This window comes from Streptomyces sp. NPDC047017 (assembly GCF_040644175.1).
Lineage (GTDB): Bacteria > Actinomycetota > Actinomycetes > Streptomycetales > Streptomycetaceae > Streptomyces.
This window is the reverse complement of sequence record NZ_JBEYVW010000022.1, coordinates 135,260-155,180: the sequence shown is the minus strand read 5'-3', so window position 1 is coordinate 155,180 and position 19,921 is coordinate 135,260. Positions and strand designations below refer to the sequence as shown.

17 protein-coding genes, 1 tRNA gene and 1 pseudogene are annotated in these 19,921 nt (G+C 72.2%); 7 read left to right on the top strand and 12 right to left on the bottom strand.

All coding sequences use genetic code 11. The features are described from left to right. Positions 1–178 precede the first annotated feature (178 nt). On the bottom strand, positions 179–1,024 hold the full coding sequence (locus ABZ858_RS31035) for an SURF1 family protein (RefSeq protein WP_361386013.1): 846 nt from the start codon (positions 1,022–1,024) through the stop codon (positions 179–181). 154 nt (positions 1,025–1,178) lie between these two features. Between ABZ858_RS31035 and ABZ858_RS31030 the strand changes: the two genes are divergently transcribed. Continuing rightward, positions 1,179–3,068, top strand: a complete 1,890-nt coding sequence (locus ABZ858_RS31030; protein ID WP_361386009.1) for a prolyl oligopeptidase family serine peptidase — start codon at positions 1,179–1,181, stop codon at positions 3,066–3,068. 143 nt (positions 3,069–3,211) lie between these two features. Here the strand turns inward: ABZ858_RS31030 and ABZ858_RS31025 are convergent, their stop codons facing one another. Then, positions 3,212–5,239, bottom strand: coding sequence for an NAD-binding protein (locus tag ABZ858_RS31025; protein WP_361386006.1), 2,028 nt, complete (start codon positions 5,237–5,239; stop codon positions 3,212–3,214). 367 nt (positions 5,240–5,606) lie between these two features. On the opposite strand from ABZ858_RS31025, the gene ABZ858_RS31020 reads away from it, so the two are divergent. Next, entirely contained in the window at positions 5,607–6,452 is an 846-nt protein-coding gene (locus ABZ858_RS31020) for an LLM class flavin-dependent oxidoreductase (RefSeq protein WP_361386003.1), read from the top strand. A gap of 126 nt (positions 6,453–6,578) precedes the next feature. On the opposite strand, the gene ABZ858_RS31015 is transcribed toward ABZ858_RS31020, so the two are convergent. The 4 genes and pseudogenes from ABZ858_RS31015 to ABZ858_RS31000 form a co-directional block, all read right to left on the bottom strand. Next, positions 6,579–6,782, bottom strand: a complete 204-nt coding sequence (locus tag ABZ858_RS31015; RefSeq protein WP_361386000.1) for a cold-shock protein — start codon at positions 6,780–6,782, stop codon at positions 6,579–6,581. Between the two features lie 255 nt (positions 6,783–7,037). After that, positions 7,038–7,943 (bottom strand): phosphorothioated DNA-binding restriction endonuclease, encoded by a 906-nt coding sequence (locus ABZ858_RS31010; RefSeq protein ID WP_361385997.1) that lies wholly within the window; start codon positions 7,941–7,943, stop codon positions 7,038–7,040. A gap of 15 nt (positions 7,944–7,958) precedes the next feature. After that, positions 7,959–9,105 (bottom strand): annotated as a pseudogene (locus ABZ858_RS31005) (hypothetical protein). A gap of 111 nt (positions 9,106–9,216) precedes the next feature. Continuing rightward, positions 9,217–9,612 (bottom strand): hypothetical protein, encoded by a 396-nt coding sequence (locus tag ABZ858_RS31000; protein ID WP_361385994.1) that lies wholly within the window; start codon positions 9,610–9,612, stop codon positions 9,217–9,219. Positions 9,613–10,140: 528 nt separating this feature from the next. Between ABZ858_RS31000 and ABZ858_RS30995 the strand changes: the two genes are divergently transcribed. After that, entirely contained in the window at positions 10,141–10,371 is a 231-nt protein-coding gene (locus tag ABZ858_RS30995; protein WP_361385991.1) for a hypothetical protein, read from the top strand. Positions 10,372–10,465: 94 nt separating this feature from the next. Here ABZ858_RS30995 and ABZ858_RS30990 read toward each other — a convergent pair. The 3 genes from ABZ858_RS30990 to ABZ858_RS30980 form a co-directional block, all read right to left on the bottom strand. Then, positions 10,466–10,539, bottom strand: a tRNA-Pro gene (locus ABZ858_RS30990). Positions 10,540–10,572: 33 nt separating this feature from the next. Continuing rightward, complete coding sequence (locus ABZ858_RS30985; RefSeq protein WP_361385988.1) at positions 10,573–11,403, bottom strand: Pr6Pr family membrane protein; 831 nt, start codon at positions 11,401–11,403, stop codon at positions 10,573–10,575. 109 nt (positions 11,404–11,512) lie between these two features. After that, a complete protein-coding gene (locus ABZ858_RS30980; protein WP_361385985.1) occupies positions 11,513–12,439 on the bottom strand; it encodes a metallophosphoesterase in 927 nt (308 codons plus the stop codon). A gap of 102 nt (positions 12,440–12,541) precedes the next feature. Between ABZ858_RS30980 and ABZ858_RS30975 the strand changes: the two genes are divergently transcribed. Next, positions 12,542–13,006: a GatB/YqeY domain-containing protein gene (locus ABZ858_RS30975; protein ID WP_361385982.1), complete on the top strand. Its 465-nt coding sequence runs from the start codon at positions 12,542–12,544 to the stop codon at positions 13,004–13,006. Positions 13,007–13,201: 195 nt separating this feature from the next. Here ABZ858_RS30975 and ABZ858_RS30970 read toward each other — a convergent pair whose 3' ends face one another. Beyond that, the gene (locus tag ABZ858_RS30970) at positions 13,202–15,538 is read right to left on the bottom strand and encodes a transglycosylase domain-containing protein (protein ID WP_361385979.1); all 2,337 of its coding nucleotides are present in this window, start codon (positions 15,536–15,538) and stop codon (positions 13,202–13,204) included. Positions 15,539–16,021: 483 nt separating this feature from the next. Here ABZ858_RS30970 and wblA point away from each other — a divergent pair, with 483 nt between their 5' ends. After that, positions 16,022–16,360 (top strand): transcriptional regulator WblA, encoded by a 339-nt coding sequence (gene wblA, locus ABZ858_RS30965; protein ID WP_361386038.1) that lies wholly within the window; start codon positions 16,022–16,024, stop codon positions 16,358–16,360. Positions 16,361–16,544: 184 nt separating this feature from the next. On the opposite strand, the gene ABZ858_RS30960 is transcribed toward wblA, so the two are convergent. Next, positions 16,545–18,068 carry an ArsA family ATPase gene (locus ABZ858_RS30960; RefSeq protein WP_361385976.1) on the bottom strand — a complete coding sequence of 508 codons (1,524 nt, stop codon included), beginning with the start codon at positions 18,066–18,068 and terminating at the stop codon, positions 16,545–16,547. Next, entirely contained in the window at positions 18,065–19,042 is a 978-nt protein-coding gene (locus ABZ858_RS30955) for an ArsA-related P-loop ATPase (protein ID WP_361385974.1), read from the bottom strand. Before ABZ858_RS30955 ends, ABZ858_RS30960 begins: the two co-directional genes overlap by 4 nt. Positions 19,043–19,183: 141 nt before the next feature. On the opposite strand from ABZ858_RS30955, the gene ABZ858_RS30950 reads away from it, so the two are divergent. Both ABZ858_RS30950 and ABZ858_RS30945 read left to right on the top strand, forming a co-directional pair. Next, entirely contained in the window at positions 19,184–19,342 is a 159-nt protein-coding gene (locus ABZ858_RS30950) for a DUF4177 domain-containing protein (protein ID WP_361385972.1), read from the top strand. After that, complete coding sequence (locus ABZ858_RS30945; protein ID WP_361385969.1) at positions 19,339–19,803, top strand: RidA family protein; 465 nt, start codon at positions 19,339–19,341, stop codon at positions 19,801–19,803. The genes ABZ858_RS30950 and ABZ858_RS30945 overlap by 4 nt, the downstream gene beginning before the upstream one ends. Positions 19,804–19,921: the final 118 nt, after the last annotated feature.

Genomic DNA, 19,921 nt, shown 5'->3' with positions numbered 1-19,921 from the left:
ACCCGCCCACACACGCACATCCGCAAGGTCCCCACCCATGACCAGACCAACGACCGAACTGGCCAGCAGTCACGGTAGACACCGTTGCAGTACTAGGGCGACGAGGGGCGACTGTGCCGGCGGGTCGCGGGCAAGGACGGCAAGCCAGGCAGGGCAGGCCGCGGGCGGCCCGGGTCGCTCAGAGCGCCGGGGCGCGCCGCTCCTCAGCGGCCTCGCGGGTACCGGAGTCCCCGGGGTCACCGGAGTTCTGGGAACCTTCGGAGCCCTCGGGTGTCAGCCCCAGCTCCGCGTCCCGCAGCGCCTCCACCTCGCGCCGCACCAGCCGGAACCACATGAAGACCACGAACCCGGCGAAGACGAACCACTCGCCGGTGTACCCGAGGTTCTGGAACGCCTTCAGGTCCAGCCCGGAGCCCTCCGGCGCCTTCGCCGGTACGGCCTTCATCCCGGAGTCGGCCTTGTCGAGGGTGACCCACGCGTCGTACACGTCGTAGGGCACGAGGTTGACCAGCGACGCCGCGCTGATCACCCCGGTCTGCCCGGACGGCAGGCCACCCTGGGCGCTGACCCCGCTGTCGGTGGGGGACTCGGAGGCCTGGAGGGCGCCGGTGACGGTGACCTCGCCCGTGGGCGGCGCCGGGGCCTTCGCCGGGTCCGCGGCGCCGGGCAGCCAGCCCCGTACGACGGGCAGCGCCTTGCCGGAGCCGGTGCGCAGCAGCGTCAGGACGTAGTAGCCGGCCTTGCCGTCGAGTTCCCGGCCCGGGACCAGCAGCTGCTTGCCGTACCGGCCGGTCGCGGTGGCCGGCGCCCCGGAGGTCCGCTGGTCGACGGGCAGGAGCCGGTCCAGCGGACGCGGGGCCGCCGTGCGGGCGGAGGCGGCCTGCGCGGTCAGGGTGCGGTGGTCCTGGACGCGCGCGTCGAACCGGCTCAGCTGCCAGGACCCCATGAACACACAGAAGGGGATGGCGAGCAGGACGAAGACGTTGATGCCCCACCAGCGTGGTGTCAGCAGAAACCGGTACACGCCCCCACGGTACGGTGCGGGCCGGACACGGCGGGCCGCGGGGTCGGGGTTTTCCACAGGCGGGCGGTCGCCGGGAGCGGCCGGACCGGCCGGGTTTTCCACAGGCTGGGGGCGGGGGCGGCGCGCCGCCCCTCCGGCCAGGCACTATGGGGCCATGACTGAGAGCAACGGGTTGGGCGGCGCGCCGGACGAGCACAGCGAGCGGGGCAGGACGGGTCCGGTGGGTCCGGTGGGTCCGGTGGGTCCGGCGAAGGACGTGGGGCGGACGCCGGAGTGGGAGAAGCGCTTCCGGGCGCCCAGGGTGTCGCTGCCCGACTGGGCGGAGGACGCGCCGGACCGCTCCCTGTTCGTGTCCAACGCGACGGGGACGTACGAGCTGTACGCGTGGGACCGGGCGAGCGGCGCCCAGCGCCAGGCGACGGACCGGCCGAACGGGACGACGGACGGCCTGCTCTCCCCGGACGGCGCGTGGATCTGGTGGTTCGACGACAAGGACGGCGACGAGTTCGGCGTCTGGCGCCGCCAGCCGTTCACCGGCGGCCCCGACGAGCCGGCCGTGCCGGGCCTCGATCCCTCCTACCCGGCGGGCCTCGCGCTCGGCCGGGACGGCCGCACGGCGGTCGTCGGCCGCTCCACGGACGAGGAGGGCACGACCATTCACCTCGCGCGCCCGGGTTCGGGCGAGGCACCGGTGGAGATCTACCGGCACCGCGAGTCGGCGGGCGTCGGCGACCTCTCCCACGACGGCGCGCTGATCGCGATCGAGCACACCGAGCACGGCGACGCCATGCACTCGGCGCTGCGCGTCCTGCGCCCGGACGGCACGGCGGTCGCCGAGCTGGACGACACCAAGGGCGGCACGGTCGAGCTGGGCCTGGAGGTGCTGGGCTTCGCCCCGGTGGCCGGCGACACCCGGCTGCTCATCGGCCACCAGCGGCGCGGCCGGTGGGAGCCGCTGGTGTGGGACGTGGCGACGGGCGAGGAGACGGACCTCGCCCTGGACCTGCCAGGAGACATGAGCGCCGAGTGGTTCCCGGACGGCGGCGGCCTGCTCATCGCCCACAGCTTCGAGGCCCGCAGCGAGCTGTTCCGCTACGACCCGGCCGTCCGCGAGCTGACGCGGATCCCCACCCCGCCCGGCACGGTCTCCGGCGCGACGGCCCGCCCGGACGGCAGCGTGGAGTACCTGTGGTCGTCCGCGGCCGAGCCCTCGGCGGTCCGCTCGACCAGCGGCCGGGTGGTCCTGGACCCGCCGGGCCTGAAGTCCCCGGGCTCGGTGCCGGTGGAGGACGTGTGGGTGGACGGCCCCGGCGGCAGGATCCACGCCCTGGTCCAGAAGCCGGCCGGCGCCACCGGCCCCCTGCCCGCGGTCTTCGACATCCACGGCGGCCCCACCTGGCACGACAGCGACTCCTTCGCCGCGGGCCCGGCCGCCTGGGTCGACCACGGCTACGCGGTGGTCCGGGTCAACTACCGGGGCTCCACGGGCTACGGCCGGGAGTGGACGGACGCGCTCAAGCACCGGGTCGGCCTGATCGAGCTGGAGGACATCGCGGCGGTCCGCGACTGGGCGGTCGCCTGCGGCCTCGCGGACCCGGACCGGCTGATCCTCACCGGCGGCTCCTGGGGCGGCTACCTCACCCTGCTGGGCCTGGGCACCCAGCCGGACGCGTGGACGCTGGGCATCGCCGCGGTCCCGGTCGCCGACTACGTCACGGCGTACCACGACGAGATGGAAGCCCTGAAGGCGATGGACCGCACCCTGCTCGGCGGCACCCCCGAGGAGGTCCCCGAGCGTTTCGAGGCGTCCTCCCCGCTCACCTACGTCGACCAGGTCAAGGCCCCCGTCTACATCTCGGCCGGCGTCAACGACCCGCGCTGCCCCATCCGCCAGGTCGACAACTACGTCCGCCGCCTCGAAGCCCGCGGCGCCACCCACGAGGTCTACCGCTACGACGCCGGCCACGGCTCCCTGGTCGTGGACGAACGCATCAAGCAGGTCCGGCTGGAACTGGACTTCGCGAGGCGGCATCTGGGGGAGTGAGGGAGCGGCCCCCGGACTCCCACTGAGGGAGCGGCCCCCTCCGGGCACGCCGGGAGGCGGTGGCGGGCGCGGAGGCGGGGCGGGGGTGGAGGCGGGGCGGGCGCGGAGGCAGGGACGGCTGCCCGGCCCGGCTGTCCGCCCGGCTACCCGTCCCGCCCCCGCCTGCCCAGCAGCTCCGCCAGCCCCCGCCGGGTCGCCGCCAGCACCACCCGGTCCCCCTTCCGCAGGACGTACCCGGCGGGCAGGTTCCACACCAGCCCGCCACCGCCCCGGCCCGCCTCCTCGGCCGCGTCCTGACCGGCGTGACCGGCGGCGGGCTCCCGCCGCTCCCCGTCGGCCGGCTGCGCCCCCGCGTGCAGCCCGAGGACCCGCCAGTACCCGGCCCGGAAGGTCTCCCCGAGCGTCCGCCCCTCCAGCTGCGGATGCCCGTCCACGTCCATGGAGGCGAACAGCAGCACCCGCCGCTCCACCGGGATCGCCCCCAGGATCTGCCGCCCGAACATCGCCCCGGCGAACGCGGGCGCCGCCAGATGCGTCACGCTCCGGCTGCGGGTCAGCGCCCGCGGATGCGCGGCCCGCAGCGTCCGGTACACCGCCGTGGCGAAGTCGTCGTCGTACAGCCGCAGCACCACCCGCAGATCGGGCCGCACGGACCGGGCGTACAGCACGGCCTCCAGGTTCGTGGTGTCCGAGCTGGTCACCGCGAGCAGCGCGTGCGCGCGATGGATCTTCGCCGCCTCCAGCACGCCCTCCTGCGTCACGTCCCCGAGCACCACCGGTACCCGCAGCCGCCGTGCCGTGGCCAGGCCGCGCGCGTCCGGACCGGCCTCCACGCACACCACCGGGATCTGCAGCTCCCGCAGCCGCGTCAGCACCCGGGTGCCGATCTTGCCCAGCCCCAGCAGCACCACATGCCCGCCGAGGCCGCGCGGCGGCTTGCGCAGCGCGGACCCCGACCGGAACGTCCCCAGCGCCTCCAGCACCGCCGCCAGCAGCACCGGCAGCAACAGCAGCCCGACCAGCCCGGACAGCAGCTGGAGGACCTGCCGGCCGGTGCCCTGCCCGATCGCCGGGTCGTCGATGGCGAACAGGTCGAGCAGCGTCAGGTACAGCGCACCGAGCGGCCGTACCCCCGCCACCAGCCACAACGCCACCGCGAGCGCGAACACGCAGGCCACAAGACCCGCCACCGACCACCGCAGCCGCCGCGAGAACAACGAGGTGAGCGGCGGTACGATCCCGCCGCCGCGCCCGGCCGGCAGGGGCGGTGCGGCGGCGTACGACACCTGTTCGAGGACCACGGTCCCGCGCCCGGTGGCCGCCCGCACCGCGGCCTCGTCCGGCAGCAGCTGGGGCCGCTGCTCACCGCTGCCCTCGGACCCGTCGGCACCGGCCGGATCGCTGCTGGTCGCCGACAGCAGCGCCAGCGTGCACAGCCCCGGGTCGGCGACCTGCCCGGGAGCGGGCGGCGGCCGTTCCACCGCGCGCAGCAGCAGTCCGTCGGTCTGCACGACCTTGCTGGTGCCGACGACGGCGCTGGCGGCCAGAGCGGGCGCGGCGGTGTCGGCGTCGGACAGCACGGTGGTGGACGCGTCGCCGCCCGGCACCGGCTCACCGGCCGCCCCGGTCGCCAACGCGGCGGCCTGGTCGAGGAGTTCCTCGATGTGCTGGCCCAGTCGCCGGTTGTACAGGCGCAGGACGAGCCGCAGTCGCGGGTTGAGCCGCCGGACGGTGAGCGCGGCGCGGATGTTGGTCTCGTCGTCGTCGTACACGAGCGCCAGCGCGCTCGCCCGCTCCACACCCGCGTCCACGAGCACGGCCTCGGTCAGCTCGGCGGCCTCCACCACCCGCCCGGCGCCGACGAGCCGCCCGCCGTCACCGCTGCCACCGTCACCATTGCCGTTCCCACTGCCACTGCCACTGCCACTGCCACTGCCACTGCCACCGCCACCGCCGCCCCCGCCCGCCCCGTTTCCGGCCCCGCCGACCCGGCCCACGGCCGCGCTCACCATCCGGTCGAGCAGCGCCGAGGCGCCCCGCGTCCGGCCGACCACCGGCGGCCGTACCGCGCGCTCGGCGGGCGGCACGACCAGCGTGACCTGCTCGCCGTACACACCGCGCAGTTCGGCGGCCAACCGGTGTGCGAGCCCGTCGTCCCCGCACACCACCATGTGCGCCCCCGGACCACCCGGCGCACCACCTTGATACGGAACGCTCCCCACGAGAGAGAAGACTGCGGTACAGGGACGGCTGGTTCCACCGGCACGCCGCGCTTGCCGCTCGGCCGCATACCGTCTGTGGCCGGAAAACCATTGGCCCCGCCCCTGGGCCGCCCTGTCCTGACCCCACTCCGAAGAGACCTCCCCGGAAGTGCGCCGCAGAGCGGGAGCGTCCCACCCGGCCACCTGGCCGAGGTGCCGGAGAGGGCGGCACGGCTCTTCCGCGGATCTGCGGGCATGGTTCTCCCACACCCGCACGATTCTCCTGCCCGCGCGGCTCTCCTGCCCGCACGGCTCTCCTGCTTCCCGGAGGTTCTTCATGAACGTCGGTATCGGCCTGCCCATCAGCGATCCGGCCACCCTGCTCACCTGGGCCCGCCGCGCCGAGGACGGCCCCTTCACCACCCTGGGCCTGCTCGACCGGCTCGTCTACGACAACCCCGAGCCGCTGATCGCCCTCGCCGTCCTGGCCGGCGCCACCTCCCGCATCCGCGTCCAGACGGAGGTGCTGCTCGCCCCGCTGCGCGACACCGCCCTGCTCGCCAAGCAGACGGCCACCCTGGACCGGATGACCGGCGGCCGCCTGGTCCTCGGCCTCGGCGTCGGCGGCCGGGAGGACGACCACCGGGCCACCGGCTACGACCTGCGCACCCGTGGCCGCCGCCTGGACGAACAGCTGCCGCTGCTGCGCCACCTGTGGTCCGGCGGACCGTACGGCGACGGCGTGGGTCCCATCGGCCCGGCGCCCGCCCGCCCGGCCGGCCCGGAGGTGCTCTTCGGCGGCTTCAAGCCGGTGGCGCTGGAACGGGTGGCCCGCTGGGGCGACGGCTTCCTGGCCGCCGCGCTGCCGTCGTGGGCGGGCGGCCTCTTCGACACCGTCCGCGAGCAGTGGCGGGAGCACGGCCGCGCGGGCGCCCCGCGCCTGGTCGCCCAGGTGAACGTGGCACTGGGCCCGCAGCAGGTCGTGGACGAAGCCCGCGACGCCATGCACGCGTACTACGCCTTCACCGGCATGCCCGAACGCATGGTCGCCGACCTGCTCACCACCCCCAAGGCGGTCCGCGAGGCGCTCACCGCCTACGCCGACCTGGGCGCCGACGAGGTCATGTGCTACTGCCACGGCGTCGACCCGGCCCAGGTGGACCGCCTGGCAGAACTGCTGTGACCAGCGAAGACACCCCGCAGACGGCATGACATGAAAAGGCCCGGGCCGGCACTCTCGTCGAGAGTGCCGGCCCGGGCCGCTGGGGCACACCCGCCGCGCTCGGCGGCGGGGCCCCGCAGTTCATCGTCAGGCGGGGACGATGTTCTCCGCCTGCGGGCCCTTCTGGCCCTGCGTGACGTCGAAGTTCACACGCTGGCCCTCCTGCAGCTCACGGAAGCCCTGGGCGTTGATGTTCGAGTAGTGCGCGAACACGTCCGGACCGCCGCCGTCCTGCTGGATGAAGCCGAAGCCCTTTTCGGCGTTGAACCACTTCACGGTACCGCTGGCCATGATTTTCTCCTCACATGGGTCGATTCGACGTTCCACTGTGTGCGGAACACCGGTTGCCGAAATGACCCATCCGGAGTGATCCGGAAAACAAAAATGCGCCTGATGGTCACATACCGTCAGGCGCACACTCAGCTTCATGGGTACCAAACTGCAACTACGTCAAAGCTAGCACGGATCGGCATGCGATGCCGGTGTGGCAAGAACAACTTGGCCAGAAAGAGTGACGAAGGTGCTGCGGGCGCGAGAAACCGCAGGTCAGGCGGCGTCAGGCCGTGGCGCGCCCCGGAAGACCTGGCTGGTGTGCCAGGTGCGGTGGGTGTCGGCGACGGGCCGGACACCGGGCTGGGGCCCGAGGAGCGGACGGCCCGCGAGCGCGGTGACATGCTCACGAGCAGCCCGGCTGCGGCCGACGAAGCCCTGGGAGACCAGGATGCGGTGACCGGTGCCTATGCCGAGGACGCCCTTGTCGAAGAGCTTGTGGTGCAGCGAGCACAGGCACAGCCCGTTGTCGACGTCGTCCGGCCCGGCGAAGGCCCACCAGCGCACGTGCGCGGCCTCCAGCCCGACGGAGGCCGCGCCGATCATGCCGTCGTAGCCGCAGAAGGCGCACTGGTACTCGTAGGCGGTCAGCACCAGCTCCCGCATCCGCCGGTCCCGCTGCCGCTGCCGCTGCCCGGCCGCACCGGCGATCGTCTCCACCGGCCCCGGCTCCAGGCCCACCGCGTCGCACAGGTCCTGGTGCAGCGACGGCGGGAAGTGCAGCTCCAGCAGCACCCGCGCCATGCGCCCGAGCAGCGACGGCTCCCGCCGCAGCGCCGCCCGCAGCTCCGGGGCGAGCCGCCCGGTGGCCCGGCTGGCCCGCAGCTCCCGCACCCCGGTGCCCGGACTGCCGGGACCACGATCGGACCGCACTTCCCACACCCCGTCGTTCACCAGATGGTGGAAGGGATAGGCGGGCGTGCTCCCGCGCGCCGGCCCGTACTCCGCCAGCAACCGCTTCAGATCACCCTCGACAGCGCTGTACGGCAACTCGTCCGCGCCGCCCGCCCCGTCCGCCTGAAAACGCCCCAGCGCGTACAGCAGCAACAACGGCTTGTGCGGCGCCCGCACCCCGTCCCGACTCCACTGCCTCAGCGTGGCCACGCGCTCCAGCCAGTCCATGACCGGTGATCGTAGTCACGACCGCGTGGCGGCCGCGCACCCCGCGTCCCCGGCCTCCCGCATCCGCGCCTCCATCGACGTGCTCCGGGCGTACGGGTCGACCTCGGGCCCGGTCCCCGGGGACGAGGCCGCCAGATCCCTGCCGAACTCGGGGGTGAGGTACCCGGTGAAGGTGCGGCAGCCGCCGTTGGTGGTGTCCACCTTGTAGGACACGAGCGAGAACGTACCCGGCTCGATGACGACCTTCGCCGGATCGTCCCAGCTCATCACGGCCTCGCGGCGCACGATGGTACGCACCACTTCGTCGCTGCCCGCCGCCGCGCGCACGACCGGGTAGACGTACGTGATGTCGCTGGTCACCTCGACCGCACCGCGCTCACCCTGCCGGTACGTGATCCGCCCCCGCGTCTTGACCACGTCCCCGGCGAGCCGGACCTTCGACGCCTCGAACCGGCTGAACAGCAACAGCGGATCATTCTCCCGACTGGGCGCCCAGAACGCGGTCCCCACATACTCCTGCATACTCCTGCACATCGCGCTGATGAGGATTGACCAACGCGATCGCCTTGCTCGGCCGCTCCCCGCGCAGCACCCCGGGGTCCAGACTCGACGCGACGAGAAAGTCCCGGGTCCTCTCCAGCGCCTGCGCGACCTGCCCCTCGCTCATCCAGCCGGTGGCCCGAGCCTCCGGCACCCCGAACCCGGCCGTCCCGTCCCCCCACCGCACAGCGGGCGACCCCCGGAACGGCTCCGCCAGGGTAGGACGCAGCTCCACCCCGTCCGCCGGCGGCGGCCGATCGGGCCGCCCGGTCTCAAGGGCAAGAGGCACACGGTCACCGCCCCCATCACCCCCGCCCCCATCACCCCCGCCCCCATCACCCCCGCCCCCGAACCACCCGACCACGCGCCCCGGAGCCAGCGCCACGACCAGCAAGGCGACCGCGACCAGCAGACCGACCACGTACCAGCCCTTGCCCCCTCACCGCCGAGCCGGCCGATGACCCCGCCACGGCTCCGGCGGACCACTCTCCTCCCGCAACCGCCGCGCCACCATCCGCGCCCGCGCCGAAGGCTCCTCGGGCGCCCCCGCGCTCCCCGCCCCGGCCTCCCGGAGAAACCGCTCCCACTCCTGGTCCGATACGGACCCCCCACCGTCCCCCACGACGGCCCACCCTTCTCCCCCACCCGGCCCCTCCCCAGGTCCGGTCGTCCTCCGGGCACTTCACACGGAACGGCTCGGCCCAGCGGCCACCCGATCGGACACTCGACGCCACTACCCGTGGGTGTAGCGCAGGAGTTCCTCCAGATCGTTGGCGACCATGACCTGAGCGAGGCGCCCGGCGACGGCAACGACGTCAGGCCAGGAAGACGACCGCAGATGCTCTTCATCGGTCCCATCGGGAGCCTGAGCCGCTGCGGCACTGAGCGCCACACCCAACTCACGCATGAGAGCGACCTCTTCTCCGGTCCTCAGACTGACGCCGAGAAAACCTTCGGGGCTGTCGGCGTCGCAGAAGTCGTCGAAGAGCGTGTGGAAGATGTGGTCCAGATCCTCGAACACCGAAGGGTCCAGCCAGACGTCCCGCTGCCAGGGCGGATTGGCCAGAGCCAGAACCGCGGGTACGACGTTGACTCGGTGATTCGCTATGAGGCGGGCATCTTCCCTCACGGCACCGAGCCTATCGACGGGGCGCTGATGACGCGTCGACATCCAGCGCCTGCGCCCTCCGGCAGACGGAAGCGCTTATCTGGACGACCCCTTGTCCTGGCCGGTGCACCTCGGCGCCTGCCTGCGCGGTGAGGACGCGCAACGAGCCGCGTTCGGTCCCGACTGGGACGCGGCCACGGGGCTGTGCCGCGCACTCCACGCCGACCACCAGCGGCCGGTGTTCAGTGTGCCCCTGCGCTCCCGCCACACCCTTCATGTCGTGTACCGCAACCTCGACGGAGACCGAGGGGTGGACTACCTGATACACCACCCGGCTTGGCCCGTGGCGGAACTCCTCGCAGTGGACGACGGCCACTTCATGGCCCCGGCACGGCCTGGCCGCAACGGCTGTCCACCGCCCGACAGCCGGCGACCGAAGGCGCCGGCGATACCGACGCTCGCCTCCTTCTCCTCTTCCCGACACTCGGCGATGCACGGCTCCCCGACGACGCGACGCTTCCCCTCACCGCCGCGCTCACCGCTCTCACCGTGATCGAAGAACCCGCCGAAGTAGCGGAGACACTCCTGGAAAATCAGAGCCAGTGGGAACCACCCCACTGGAGGTCGGCAGACGGCATCCGGATCAACGACGGCAGAAACTCCCACCGAAACCCTCACAACGCCTTCGCCCTCCCGGAAAGACGCCTGCGGGAGATCAGCAACGCTGTGAACGACGACGTCGACGGGATCAGCACGGACGAGTGGACGCCCCGGATGTAGCCACGGGGGCTCTGATCGCGCGGGCAGACCCGCACGCAGAAACAGGTGTGGCACCTAGGAGCGTTCCTAGGTGCCACACCTGCTGTTACGGCTGTCGGGGTGGCGGGATTTGAACCCACGACCTCTTCGTCCCGAACGAAGCGCGCTGCCAAGCTGCGCTACACCCCGATGTCGCTGCTTGTCGCGGCGACGACGTTTACTTTAGCCCACTGGTGGCCGGAGACGAAATCCGGTTCTGGTGCGGCGGCGGATCGGGTTCGGGCGGGTGTGGTCGAGGGCGATGAGGAGGAGGGCGAGGGCGTAGAAGGAGAGGCCCAGGAGGAGGGCGTTGCCGAGGACGTGTTTGTAGCCGTGCTGGGTCACGTCGAGGAAGGCGTAGAGGTAGCGGTCGGGCGCCGTGGGGGGCAGGAAGGCTCCGCGGGCCAGGGAGAAGGCCAGGTAGGCCAGGGGGTAGAGGAGCCATGGGGCGGCCTGGCGCAGGTGGAGGCGGGCCGGGGTGGTCAGCAGGAGCCAGTCCAGGAGGGCCGCCAGGGGGATCACCGTGTGGAGGAGGCGGGCGGCCGTCGACTGCCACAGGGGGTGCGTGCCGGGGGCGCCGGTGATCGAGAGCGCCGGGGAGGTCTCGGTCAGCAGTACGTGGTGGATCAGGGCGCTGATCGTGACGTACAGCACGGTCGCGCCCGTCAGGGCCGCCGGTACGGGGCGGCGGGCGGTCCAGGCCCTGCGGGCCGAGAGTACGAGCACCGGTATCAGCGCGATGGTGCTCTGGATCGCGAAGTGGCTCAGGACGCGCAGCGGCGGGCCGATGACCATGTCCAGGGTCACCGCGCCCGCGGCCGCCGCGGCGAGTAAAAGGCGGTAGACCGCTGTCCAGGGGCGATGTACGGCCGGCACCACGGCGGTCGCGGGGACGGCCGAGGGGAGCAGCGCGGTGATGCCCGGGATCGCGGGGAGGCCCGGTATGTCCCGGGGGATCGGCGGCGTCGGGGGGACCTGGGGCGCCGAGGGGCCCGGAGGTGTCTGGGCGGTCATGCCCTCACGGTAGGAAGTGAGGGCATAACGGGCGATTCGGGTGGGCTGTGTGGGTGAGAGGGGGTGTAGGAGGTGGGGGAGGGGAGGTTCGCCTGCCGGTGGTGCGGAGTCAGTCCTTGGGCGCCAGCGTCAGCAGCGTCGCCTCCGGGGGGCAGGCGAAGCGGACCGGGGTGTAGCGGTTGGTGCCGCAGCCGGCCGAGACGTGCAGGTAGGAGGTGTGGCCCTCGGCCGTGTGGGTGGACAGGCCCTTCACCCGGTCGGTGTCCAGGTCGCAGTTGGTGACCAGCGCGCCGTAGAACGGGACGCAGAGCTGGCCGCCGTGGGTGTGGCCGGCCAGGACCAGCGGGTAGGCGTCGGCCGTGAAGGCGTCCAGGACGCGCAGGTACGGCGCGTGCACCACGCCCATCGAGAAGTCGGCCTCGCCGGACGGGCCGCCGGCCACCCTCGCGTAGCGGTCCCGCTTGATGTGCGGGTCGTCCAGGCCGGTCAGCTCCACCGAGGCGCCCTCGATCTTCAGGGTGCCGCGCGTGTTCGTCAGGTTGAGCCAGCCCGCCGCGTCGAAGCCGTCGCGCAGGTCCTCCCACGGGTTGTGGATCACGCCGACCGCTGGCGCGTTGCCGTTCAGGCCGTGCCGGCCGCTCGTCTTCTCCAGCAGGTAGCGGGCGGGGTTGCGCAGCTTGGGGCCGTAGTAGTCGTTGGAGCCGAAGACGTAGGCGCCCGGGAACTCCATCAGCGGGCCGAGCGCGTCCAGCACCTCCGGTACGCCCTGCGGGTCCGAGAGGTTGTCGCCGGTGTTGATCACGAAGTCCGGGCGCAGTCCGGCGAGCGAGCGCAGCCAGCGCTGCTTCTTGCGCTGGCCGCCGACCATGTGGATGTCGGAGACCTGCAGGACGCGCAGGGGGCGCATGCCGGAGGGCAGGACCGGGGCCGTCACCCGGCGCAGCCGGAAGGAACGGGCCTCGAAACCCGCCGAGTAGAGGAGACCGGCGGTCGCGACCGCCGTGATGCCCAGGGGAACTCCGTATCGCGCGCGCATGTGTCCATCGTCGCAGGGCCGCGCCGCACAGCGGAAATCACTCCTCGGGCCGGAGGGAAATCCGCGCGCGTCGGCGTCGGCGTACCTGCGACAATCGGAGCCATGACCACGCTCAAGTCGAAGCTGCACGACGACCTCAACGCCGCCATCAAGGAGCGCGACGAGCTGCGCTCCGCGACGCTCCGGCTGACGCTCGCCGCGATCACCAAGGAGGAGGTCGCGGGCAAGGAGAAGCGCGAGCTGTCCGACGACGAGGTCCTCAAGGTGATCACCAAGGAGGCCAAGAAGCGCCGCGAGGCGGCCGAGGCGTTCGCGCAGGGTGGTCGTACGGAGTCCGCCGAGCGGGAGAAGGCGGAGGGCGAGGTGCTCGCCGCGTACCTGCCCAAGCAGCTGTCCGACGACGAGCTGCACGCGATCGTCGGCCAGGCCGTCGAGGAGGCCCGGGCGGCCGGTGCGGAGGGGCCGCGGGCCATGGGCGCGGTCATGAAGATCGTGAACCCGAAGGTCGCGGGTCAGGCGGAGGGCGGGCGCGTCGCCGCCGTCGTCAAGAAGCTGCTGGCCGGCTGAACGGTAACTGAGCGGCCGATCAGTTGAGCGGGCGGCCGGGTGATCGGGCGGCCCGTTGATCGGCCGGCCGGGTGATCGGCCTCCGGCTCCTCGTGCGAGCCGGGACGGGAGTGAGGGGTGTCCGGCGGACAGCCGGGCGCCCCCGCCAACTCCCCGCCGGCCTGGCGGCCTCAACCGCCTCAGCCGGCTGCCGCCTCAGCCGCGCCGCCCCCCATTGCTGTTCCCGTGCGTGCCGCCGCCCTGGCCCCGGATGAGGCCGCCGGGGAGCGGGAAGCCCGGGTCGGTGCCGCCACCGGCTCCGCCGCCAGCTCCACCCCCGGCCCCGCCGCCTGCTCCGCCCCCGCCGCCGATGCCGCCGATCAGTCCGCCGATCAGGCCGCCGTTGTCACCCTGGCCGCCACCGTGGCCGTGGCCGTTCCCGTCGCCCTTCCCCTTGTCCTTGTCCCGGCCCTTGGGCTTGCCGCCGTCCGGGATGTCGACGAGGTTGAAGGAGGGGGCGGGCTTGCCGGCCAGGGCGCCGGTCATCGCGTCCCGCCAGATCGGGCCCGGCACGTCGGCGCCGTAGACGAGACCGTGCAGGACACCGCCGATGCTGATGTCGGTCATCTGGACCTTCTGGGTGGCGCTGCCCACCCACACCGCGCCCGCCATGTTCGGCGTGTAGCCGACGAACCAGGCGTTCTTGCGCTCGTCCGTCGTACCGGTCTTGCCCGCGTTGTCGCGGTCGGAGAGGCCGGCCTGCTGGCCCGTACCGGAGTCGATCACGCCCTGCAGCAGCGTGTTCACGGTGTCCGCGGTCTTCTGGGACATGGCGCGCGAGCAGCTCGACTTCGGCACGGCCAGTGTCTTCTTCTGGCCGCCGAGCTTCTGGGTGATCGACTCGATGGCGACCGGGGTGCAGTACACACCGCGGGCGGCGAAGGCGGCGTACGCGGAGGCCATGGTCAGCGGGGAGATGCCCTTCGAGCCGAGCGCGATGGCGGGCACCTGGGGCAGCTTGTCGCCGTTGCCCTGCACCACGTGCAGCTTGTCGGTCATGCCGACCACCGGGCACAGGCCGACGTCGGAGATCATCTGCACGAAGTAGGTGTTGACCGACTTCGCCATGGCCTCCTTCATGGCGTACGGGCCGTGCTCCGAGGTGCTCTCGTTCTCGACGTTCGCGTGTTCCGAGTTCACCCACTGCTTGCCGTCGCACGCCTGCACCGGGCTCGGGTACGGCATCTTGTACGGCGAGGAGTACTCCTGCGAGGGCGATTTGCCGCCCTCGATCGCCGCCGCGGCGACGAACGGCTTGAACGTCGAACCGGTCGGGAAGCCGAAGTTCGACCCGCCCGCGTCGCTGCCCACCGAGTAGTTGATCTCGGTCTCGTTCTTGCCGTAGCCGTACGGCTTGGACTGGCCCATGCCGACGATCTTGCCGGTGCCCGGCTCGACCAGCACGGCCGCCGAGGCCACCGAGTCCGACTGGTAGATGTGCTGCTTGAGCGAGTCCTGCACCGACGCCTGGGCCTGCGGGTCCAGGGTGGTGCGGATGGTCATGCCGCCCTGGTTCCAGACCTTGGCCCGCTGGGCGCGGGTCTTGCCGAACACCGGGTCGTCGAGAAAGACCTGCTCGACGTACTTGCAGAAGAAGCTCGCGCCCTTGACCGCCGTGATGCAGCCGTTGCGCGGGTGGGTGACCTTCAGCTCCAGCGGGGCCTTCTTGGCCTTGTCGGCCTCCGCCTGGGAGATGTCGCCGACCTCGGCCATGCGCTGCAGCACGGTGTTGCGCCGCTTGGTGGCCTCGGCCTCGTCGTTGACCGGGTCGTAGCGGGTGGGCGACTGGACGATGCCGGCCAGCAGCGCCGCCTGGGGGAGGGTGAGGTTCTTGGCGTGCACCGAGAAGTACCGCTGGGCGGCGGCCTCGACGCCGTACGCCTGCTCGCCGAAGAAGGTGATGTTCAGGTAGTTCTCGAGGATCTTCTTCTTGCCCAGGTCCTGCTCGACCTGGATGGCGTACTTCAGCTCCTTGATCTTGCGGCCGAGCGTCTGCTGGGTGGCCTCGGCGACCTTCGTCGGGTCGTCGCCGGCCTCCTCCACGAAGACGTTCTTCACGTACTGCTGGGTGAGCGTGGACGCGCCCTGCGAGACGCCGCCGCTCTGCGCGTTCTTGTTGAGCGCGCGCAGCACGCCCTTCAGGTCGATCGCGCCGTGCTGGTAGAAGCGCGAGTCCTCGATCGCGACGATCGCCTTCTGCATGTACGGCGAGATGTCCTTGAGGTCCACCACCGTGCGGTCGCGGGAGTACACCTGCGCGAGCTGGTTGCCCTCGTCGTCCAGGATGGTGGTGCGCTGGCTGAGCGGCGGGCGCCGGAGATTGGCCGGGATGTCGTCGAACCCCTGCACCGAGCCCTTGGCCGCCAGACCCAGCGCGCCGGCCGCCGGCAGCGCGATTCCGGCCAGGACCGCTCCCGCGAGCACGCTGACACCGAGGAACTTGGCGGCCTGCTGCGTTGGCGACAGACCGCTGCCCGAGCGCTTCTTTGGCATGAGGGCAGCCTACGTTCTCATTCGCCGGACACGCGTATATGCCTTGGCCTAAGCTGCTCTCGACTGTCACAGCGGTGCCGTCATACATCCCTACGTCCGGCGACCCCGAAACGTTCCGGACCCGCCCGGTTTCTCCCGACGCGGCGGCGCGAGAGGCGTGTCGGGCGTGTCGGGTGGGGTGGCGAAGGCGGAGGAAGCGGCGAAAGGCCCGCGGGGCACGGGCGCCCGAATTCGCCTTGTGTGCCACCCGGCGTCCGTTGTGGCGCAGCTGAAACCTCCCGTTCCGCCGGGAATGTCGCGCATGTCGCCACCTCACTCCCCCGGGTGATCTGTCGCTGACCCATAGTCCGTTCGGGCCATTCAAGATTGGGCCCGCTGGGGGTGTTGCGCTGTGCCCACCTTCCGTAACGTCCTCAACTGGCGGCGGTGAATATGCCGCTGCCGCCGTGGGGGAGCCTCGATTCGGGAGAGGACGGCGCCGGTATGGGCTGGGTAACCGACTGGAGTGCGCAGGCGGCCTGCCGCACTACCGATCCGGATGAACTGTTCGTTCAGGGAGCAGCGCAGAACAGGGCCAAGGCGGTGTGCACCGGATGTCCGGTACGCACCGAATGCCTCGCCGACGCGCTCGACAACCGTGTCGAGTTCGGCGTCTGGGGAGGCATGACGGAGCGGGAACGCCGCGCACTGCTGCGCAGGCGGCCGACCGTCACCTCCTGGCGCCGGCTGCTGGAGACGGCACGCTTGGAGTACGAGCGCGGGACGGGCCTCGTGGCCCTCGACGACGACCAGGTGTACGAGGCCTACGCGGCGGTGGGCTGAGGGCGCTTCCACGTGGCGCTTCCATGTGGACTCCCACGGGTGCTTTCGCGGGTGGCCTCGCGGGTTCCCCGCCGGGTCCTGCCTCCCCGCCGGGCACTTCCTCTTTGCCGGGTCCCGCCTCCTCGGCGGTCCGGTCCTCCGCGGGAGCCCGGTCCTCCTTCCTCGGACTTCCTCGGACGCCTCCTCACGCACCCGGCTCGGGCAGCTCGCGGCGGTTGTCCGCGAGCCGGTCGCCGATGTCCCGCAGCCCCACCAGGTCGTGCACGTCACCGGGCAGCGCGGCGACTTCGGCCACCGCCACCTCGGGATGCCGGGCGGCGAAGCGGTCACGCGTGCGCTGCTCACGGGCGAGCAGCTGCATGCGCTCGGCGTGCAGTCTCAGCAGGCCCGCGGTGACCTGATCGACCGGATCGGCATCGACTGGATCGGCATCGACCGGATCGGCGGCGTCCTGACCGGCCGGGTTCTGATCGGCGGAGGCCCGGTCGGGGGTGCCTGGATCATCGAGGGTGCCTGGACCCGATGCGCCCGCCTCGGGCGAGTCCGCGTGAGACGAGTCTGAACTTCCGTACGTTTCGGGAGAGTTACGAAGTCCAGCTTTCCCGCCGCCCTGATCCACAATGCGGGGCTCCTCAAGATTTTCCGCCGCGGCGAGGGCCCGCTCGGCCGACAGCCGGGCGGCGCCGCTGCCGTGGACGCGGTTGAGCACCAGCCCGGCCAGCGGCATCCTCTCCGCCGCCAGCCGCTCCACGAAGTACGCGGCCTCGCGCAGCGCGTCCCGCTCCGGGGCCGCGACCACCAGGAACGCCGTCCCGGGCGCCTGGAGCAGCTTGTACGTGGCGTCCGCGCGCGTGCGGAAGCCGCCGAAGGTGGTGTCCATCGCGGCCACGAAGGTCTGGACGTCCTTGAGCAGCTGGCCGCCCAGCAGCTTGCCGAGCGTGCCGGTCATCATCGACATCCCGACGTTCAGGAACTTCATCCCCGCGCGTCCGCCGAGCTTCGCCGGTGCGGTCAGCAGCCGGATCAGCCGGCCGTCGAGAAAGGAACCGAGCCGCTTGGGCGCGTCCAGGAAGTCCAGCGCCGACCGCGAGGGCGGCGTGTCCACGACGATCAGGTCCCACTCGTCCCGGGCCCGCAGCTGGCCCAGCTTCTCCATCGCCATGTACTCCTGCGTGCCCGCGAAGCCCGCCGAGAGCGACTGGTAGAAGGGGTTCGCCAGGATCGCGGCGGCCCGCTCGGAGTCCGCGTGCGCCTCGACGACCTCGTCGAAGGTGCGCTTCATGTCGAGCATCATGGCGTGCAGCTCGCCGCCGCCCTCGGTGCCCTTCACCCGGCGCGGCACGTTGTCGAGCGAGTCGATGCCCATGGACTGGGCGAGCCGGCGGGCCGGGTCGATCGTCAGGACGACCACCTTGCGGCCGCGCTCGGCCGCACGCAGCCCGAGCGCCGCCGCCGTGGTCGTCTTGCCGACCCCGCCCGAGCCGCAGCACACCACGATCCGCGTCGTCGGGTCGTCGAGCAGCGGATCGACGTCGAGCACGCGCGTGTGGGCGAGCCGACGGGAGCCCTCCCGCCCTCGGCCGGAGTCCTCCCGGCCGGAGTACTCCGGGTCCACGGCGTCGTGCGCGTCCACGGTTTCCTGCGCGCCCGCGGTCTCCTGGGCGTCCACGGTCTCGCGCGTCCGCGCGGGGTCCGGGTCCGGGCTCATGACATCCCCTGCTTCCGCAGCTCGGTCGCCAGTTCGTACAGGCCCGCCAGGTCCATGCCCTCGGCGAGCAGCGGCAGTTCGTGCAGCGGCAGGCCCAGCTCGCCCAGGACGGACCGCTGCTCCTCCTCCAGGGCGTACCGCTCGGCGTACTCCTCGGCCTGCCCCAGCAGCGGGTCCACCAGCCGCTCGGCGTTCCCGCCACGCCGCGCGCCGCCCAGTCCCGCGGAGGACAGCGACCGGGCGAGCGCGGTGCGCGGCACGGTCCGTACGAGGTCCAGACCGGCAGCGTCCAGCACTCGCGGCCGCACCATGTTCACGGCGATGCGGCCCACCGGCAGCCGGGCGGCGCGCAGTTCCGCGATGCCGTCCACCGTCTCCTGGACGGGCATCTCCTCCAGCAGGGTGACCAGGTGCACGGCCGTCTCGGACGACTTCAGCACCCGCATCACCGCCTGCGCCTGATTGTGTATGGGGCCGATCTTGGCCAGCCCGGCCACCTCGTCGTTGACGTTGAGGAAACGGGTGATGCGGCCGGTCGGGGGCGCGTCCATGACGACGTAGTCGTAGACGAACCGGCCGTTCTTCTCCTTGCGCCGCACCGCCTCGCACGCCTTGCCGGTCAGCAGGACGTCCCGCACGCCCGGCGCGATGGTGGTGGCGAAGTCGATGGCGCCGAGCTTCTTCAGGGCGCGGCCGGCACCTCCCAGCTTGTAGAACATCTGGAGGTAGTCCAGCAGCGCCAGTTCGGGGTCTATGGCGAGCGCGTACACCTCCCCGCCCCCGGGAGCGACCGCGATCTTCCGTTCCTCATAGGGCAGCGCCTCCGTTTCGAAGAGCTGTGCGATGCCCTGCCGGCCCTCGACCTCGACGAGGAGCGTGCGCTTCCCCTTCGTGGCCAGGGCCAGCGCGAGGGCTGCGGCGACCGTCGTCTTTCCGGTCCCGCCCTTGCCGCTGACGACCTGGAGCCTGCTCACGTCTTCGAGCCTAACCAGTCCGCGCCCGGCGCACGCGGGAGGCTGTGGACAACCGTCGTCGCGGTGCGGTCCCGGCGGCCTCGCGGACGGCCGCATGTCCGGCGGACGGAGGCGGTCACGGCAGCGGCTACAGTCGGCTCCATGACCAAGTGGGAATACGCAACCGTGCCGCTGCTCGTCCACGCCACGAAGCAGATCCTGGACACCTGGGGCGCGGACGGCTGGGAGCTCGTCCAGGTCGTGCCCGGGCCGAACCCGGAGCAGCTGGTGGCCTACCTGAAGCGGGAGAAGCAGGCATGAGCGCGGTCGAGGCCAAGCTGGCCGAACTGGGTCTGACGCTGCCGGAGGTCGTGCCGCCGCTGGCCGCCTACCAGCCGGCCGTGCAGTCCGGGCCGTACGTCTACACCGCCGGCCAGCTGCCGATGGTGGAGGGCAAGCTGCCGGTCACCGGCAAGGTGGGCCTGGAGGTCACCCCGGAGGAGGCCAAGGACCTGGCCCGCACGTGCGCGCTGAACGCGCTCGCGGCCGTCAAGTCCGTCGCGGGCGACCTGGACCGCATCGCGCGTGTGGTGAAGGTCGTGGGCTTCGTCGCCTCGGCCGCCGACTTCACCGGGCAGCCCGGGGTCGTCAACGGCGCCAGCGAGCTGCTCGGCGAGGTGCTGGGCGACAAGGGCGTGCACGCGCGCAGCGCGGTCGGTGTGGCGGTGCTGCCGCTGGACGCGCCCGTGGAGGTCGAGATCCAGGTCGAGCTGGCGCCCTGAGCGGTGGCTGGACCGGCCCCTGAGCGGTGGCTGGACCGGCCCCTGAGCGGCGGCTGGACCGGCCCCTGAGCTTGGGGGTCTCGGCCCCGGGAGTCTCGACCCGGGGCCCCTGGGCGAG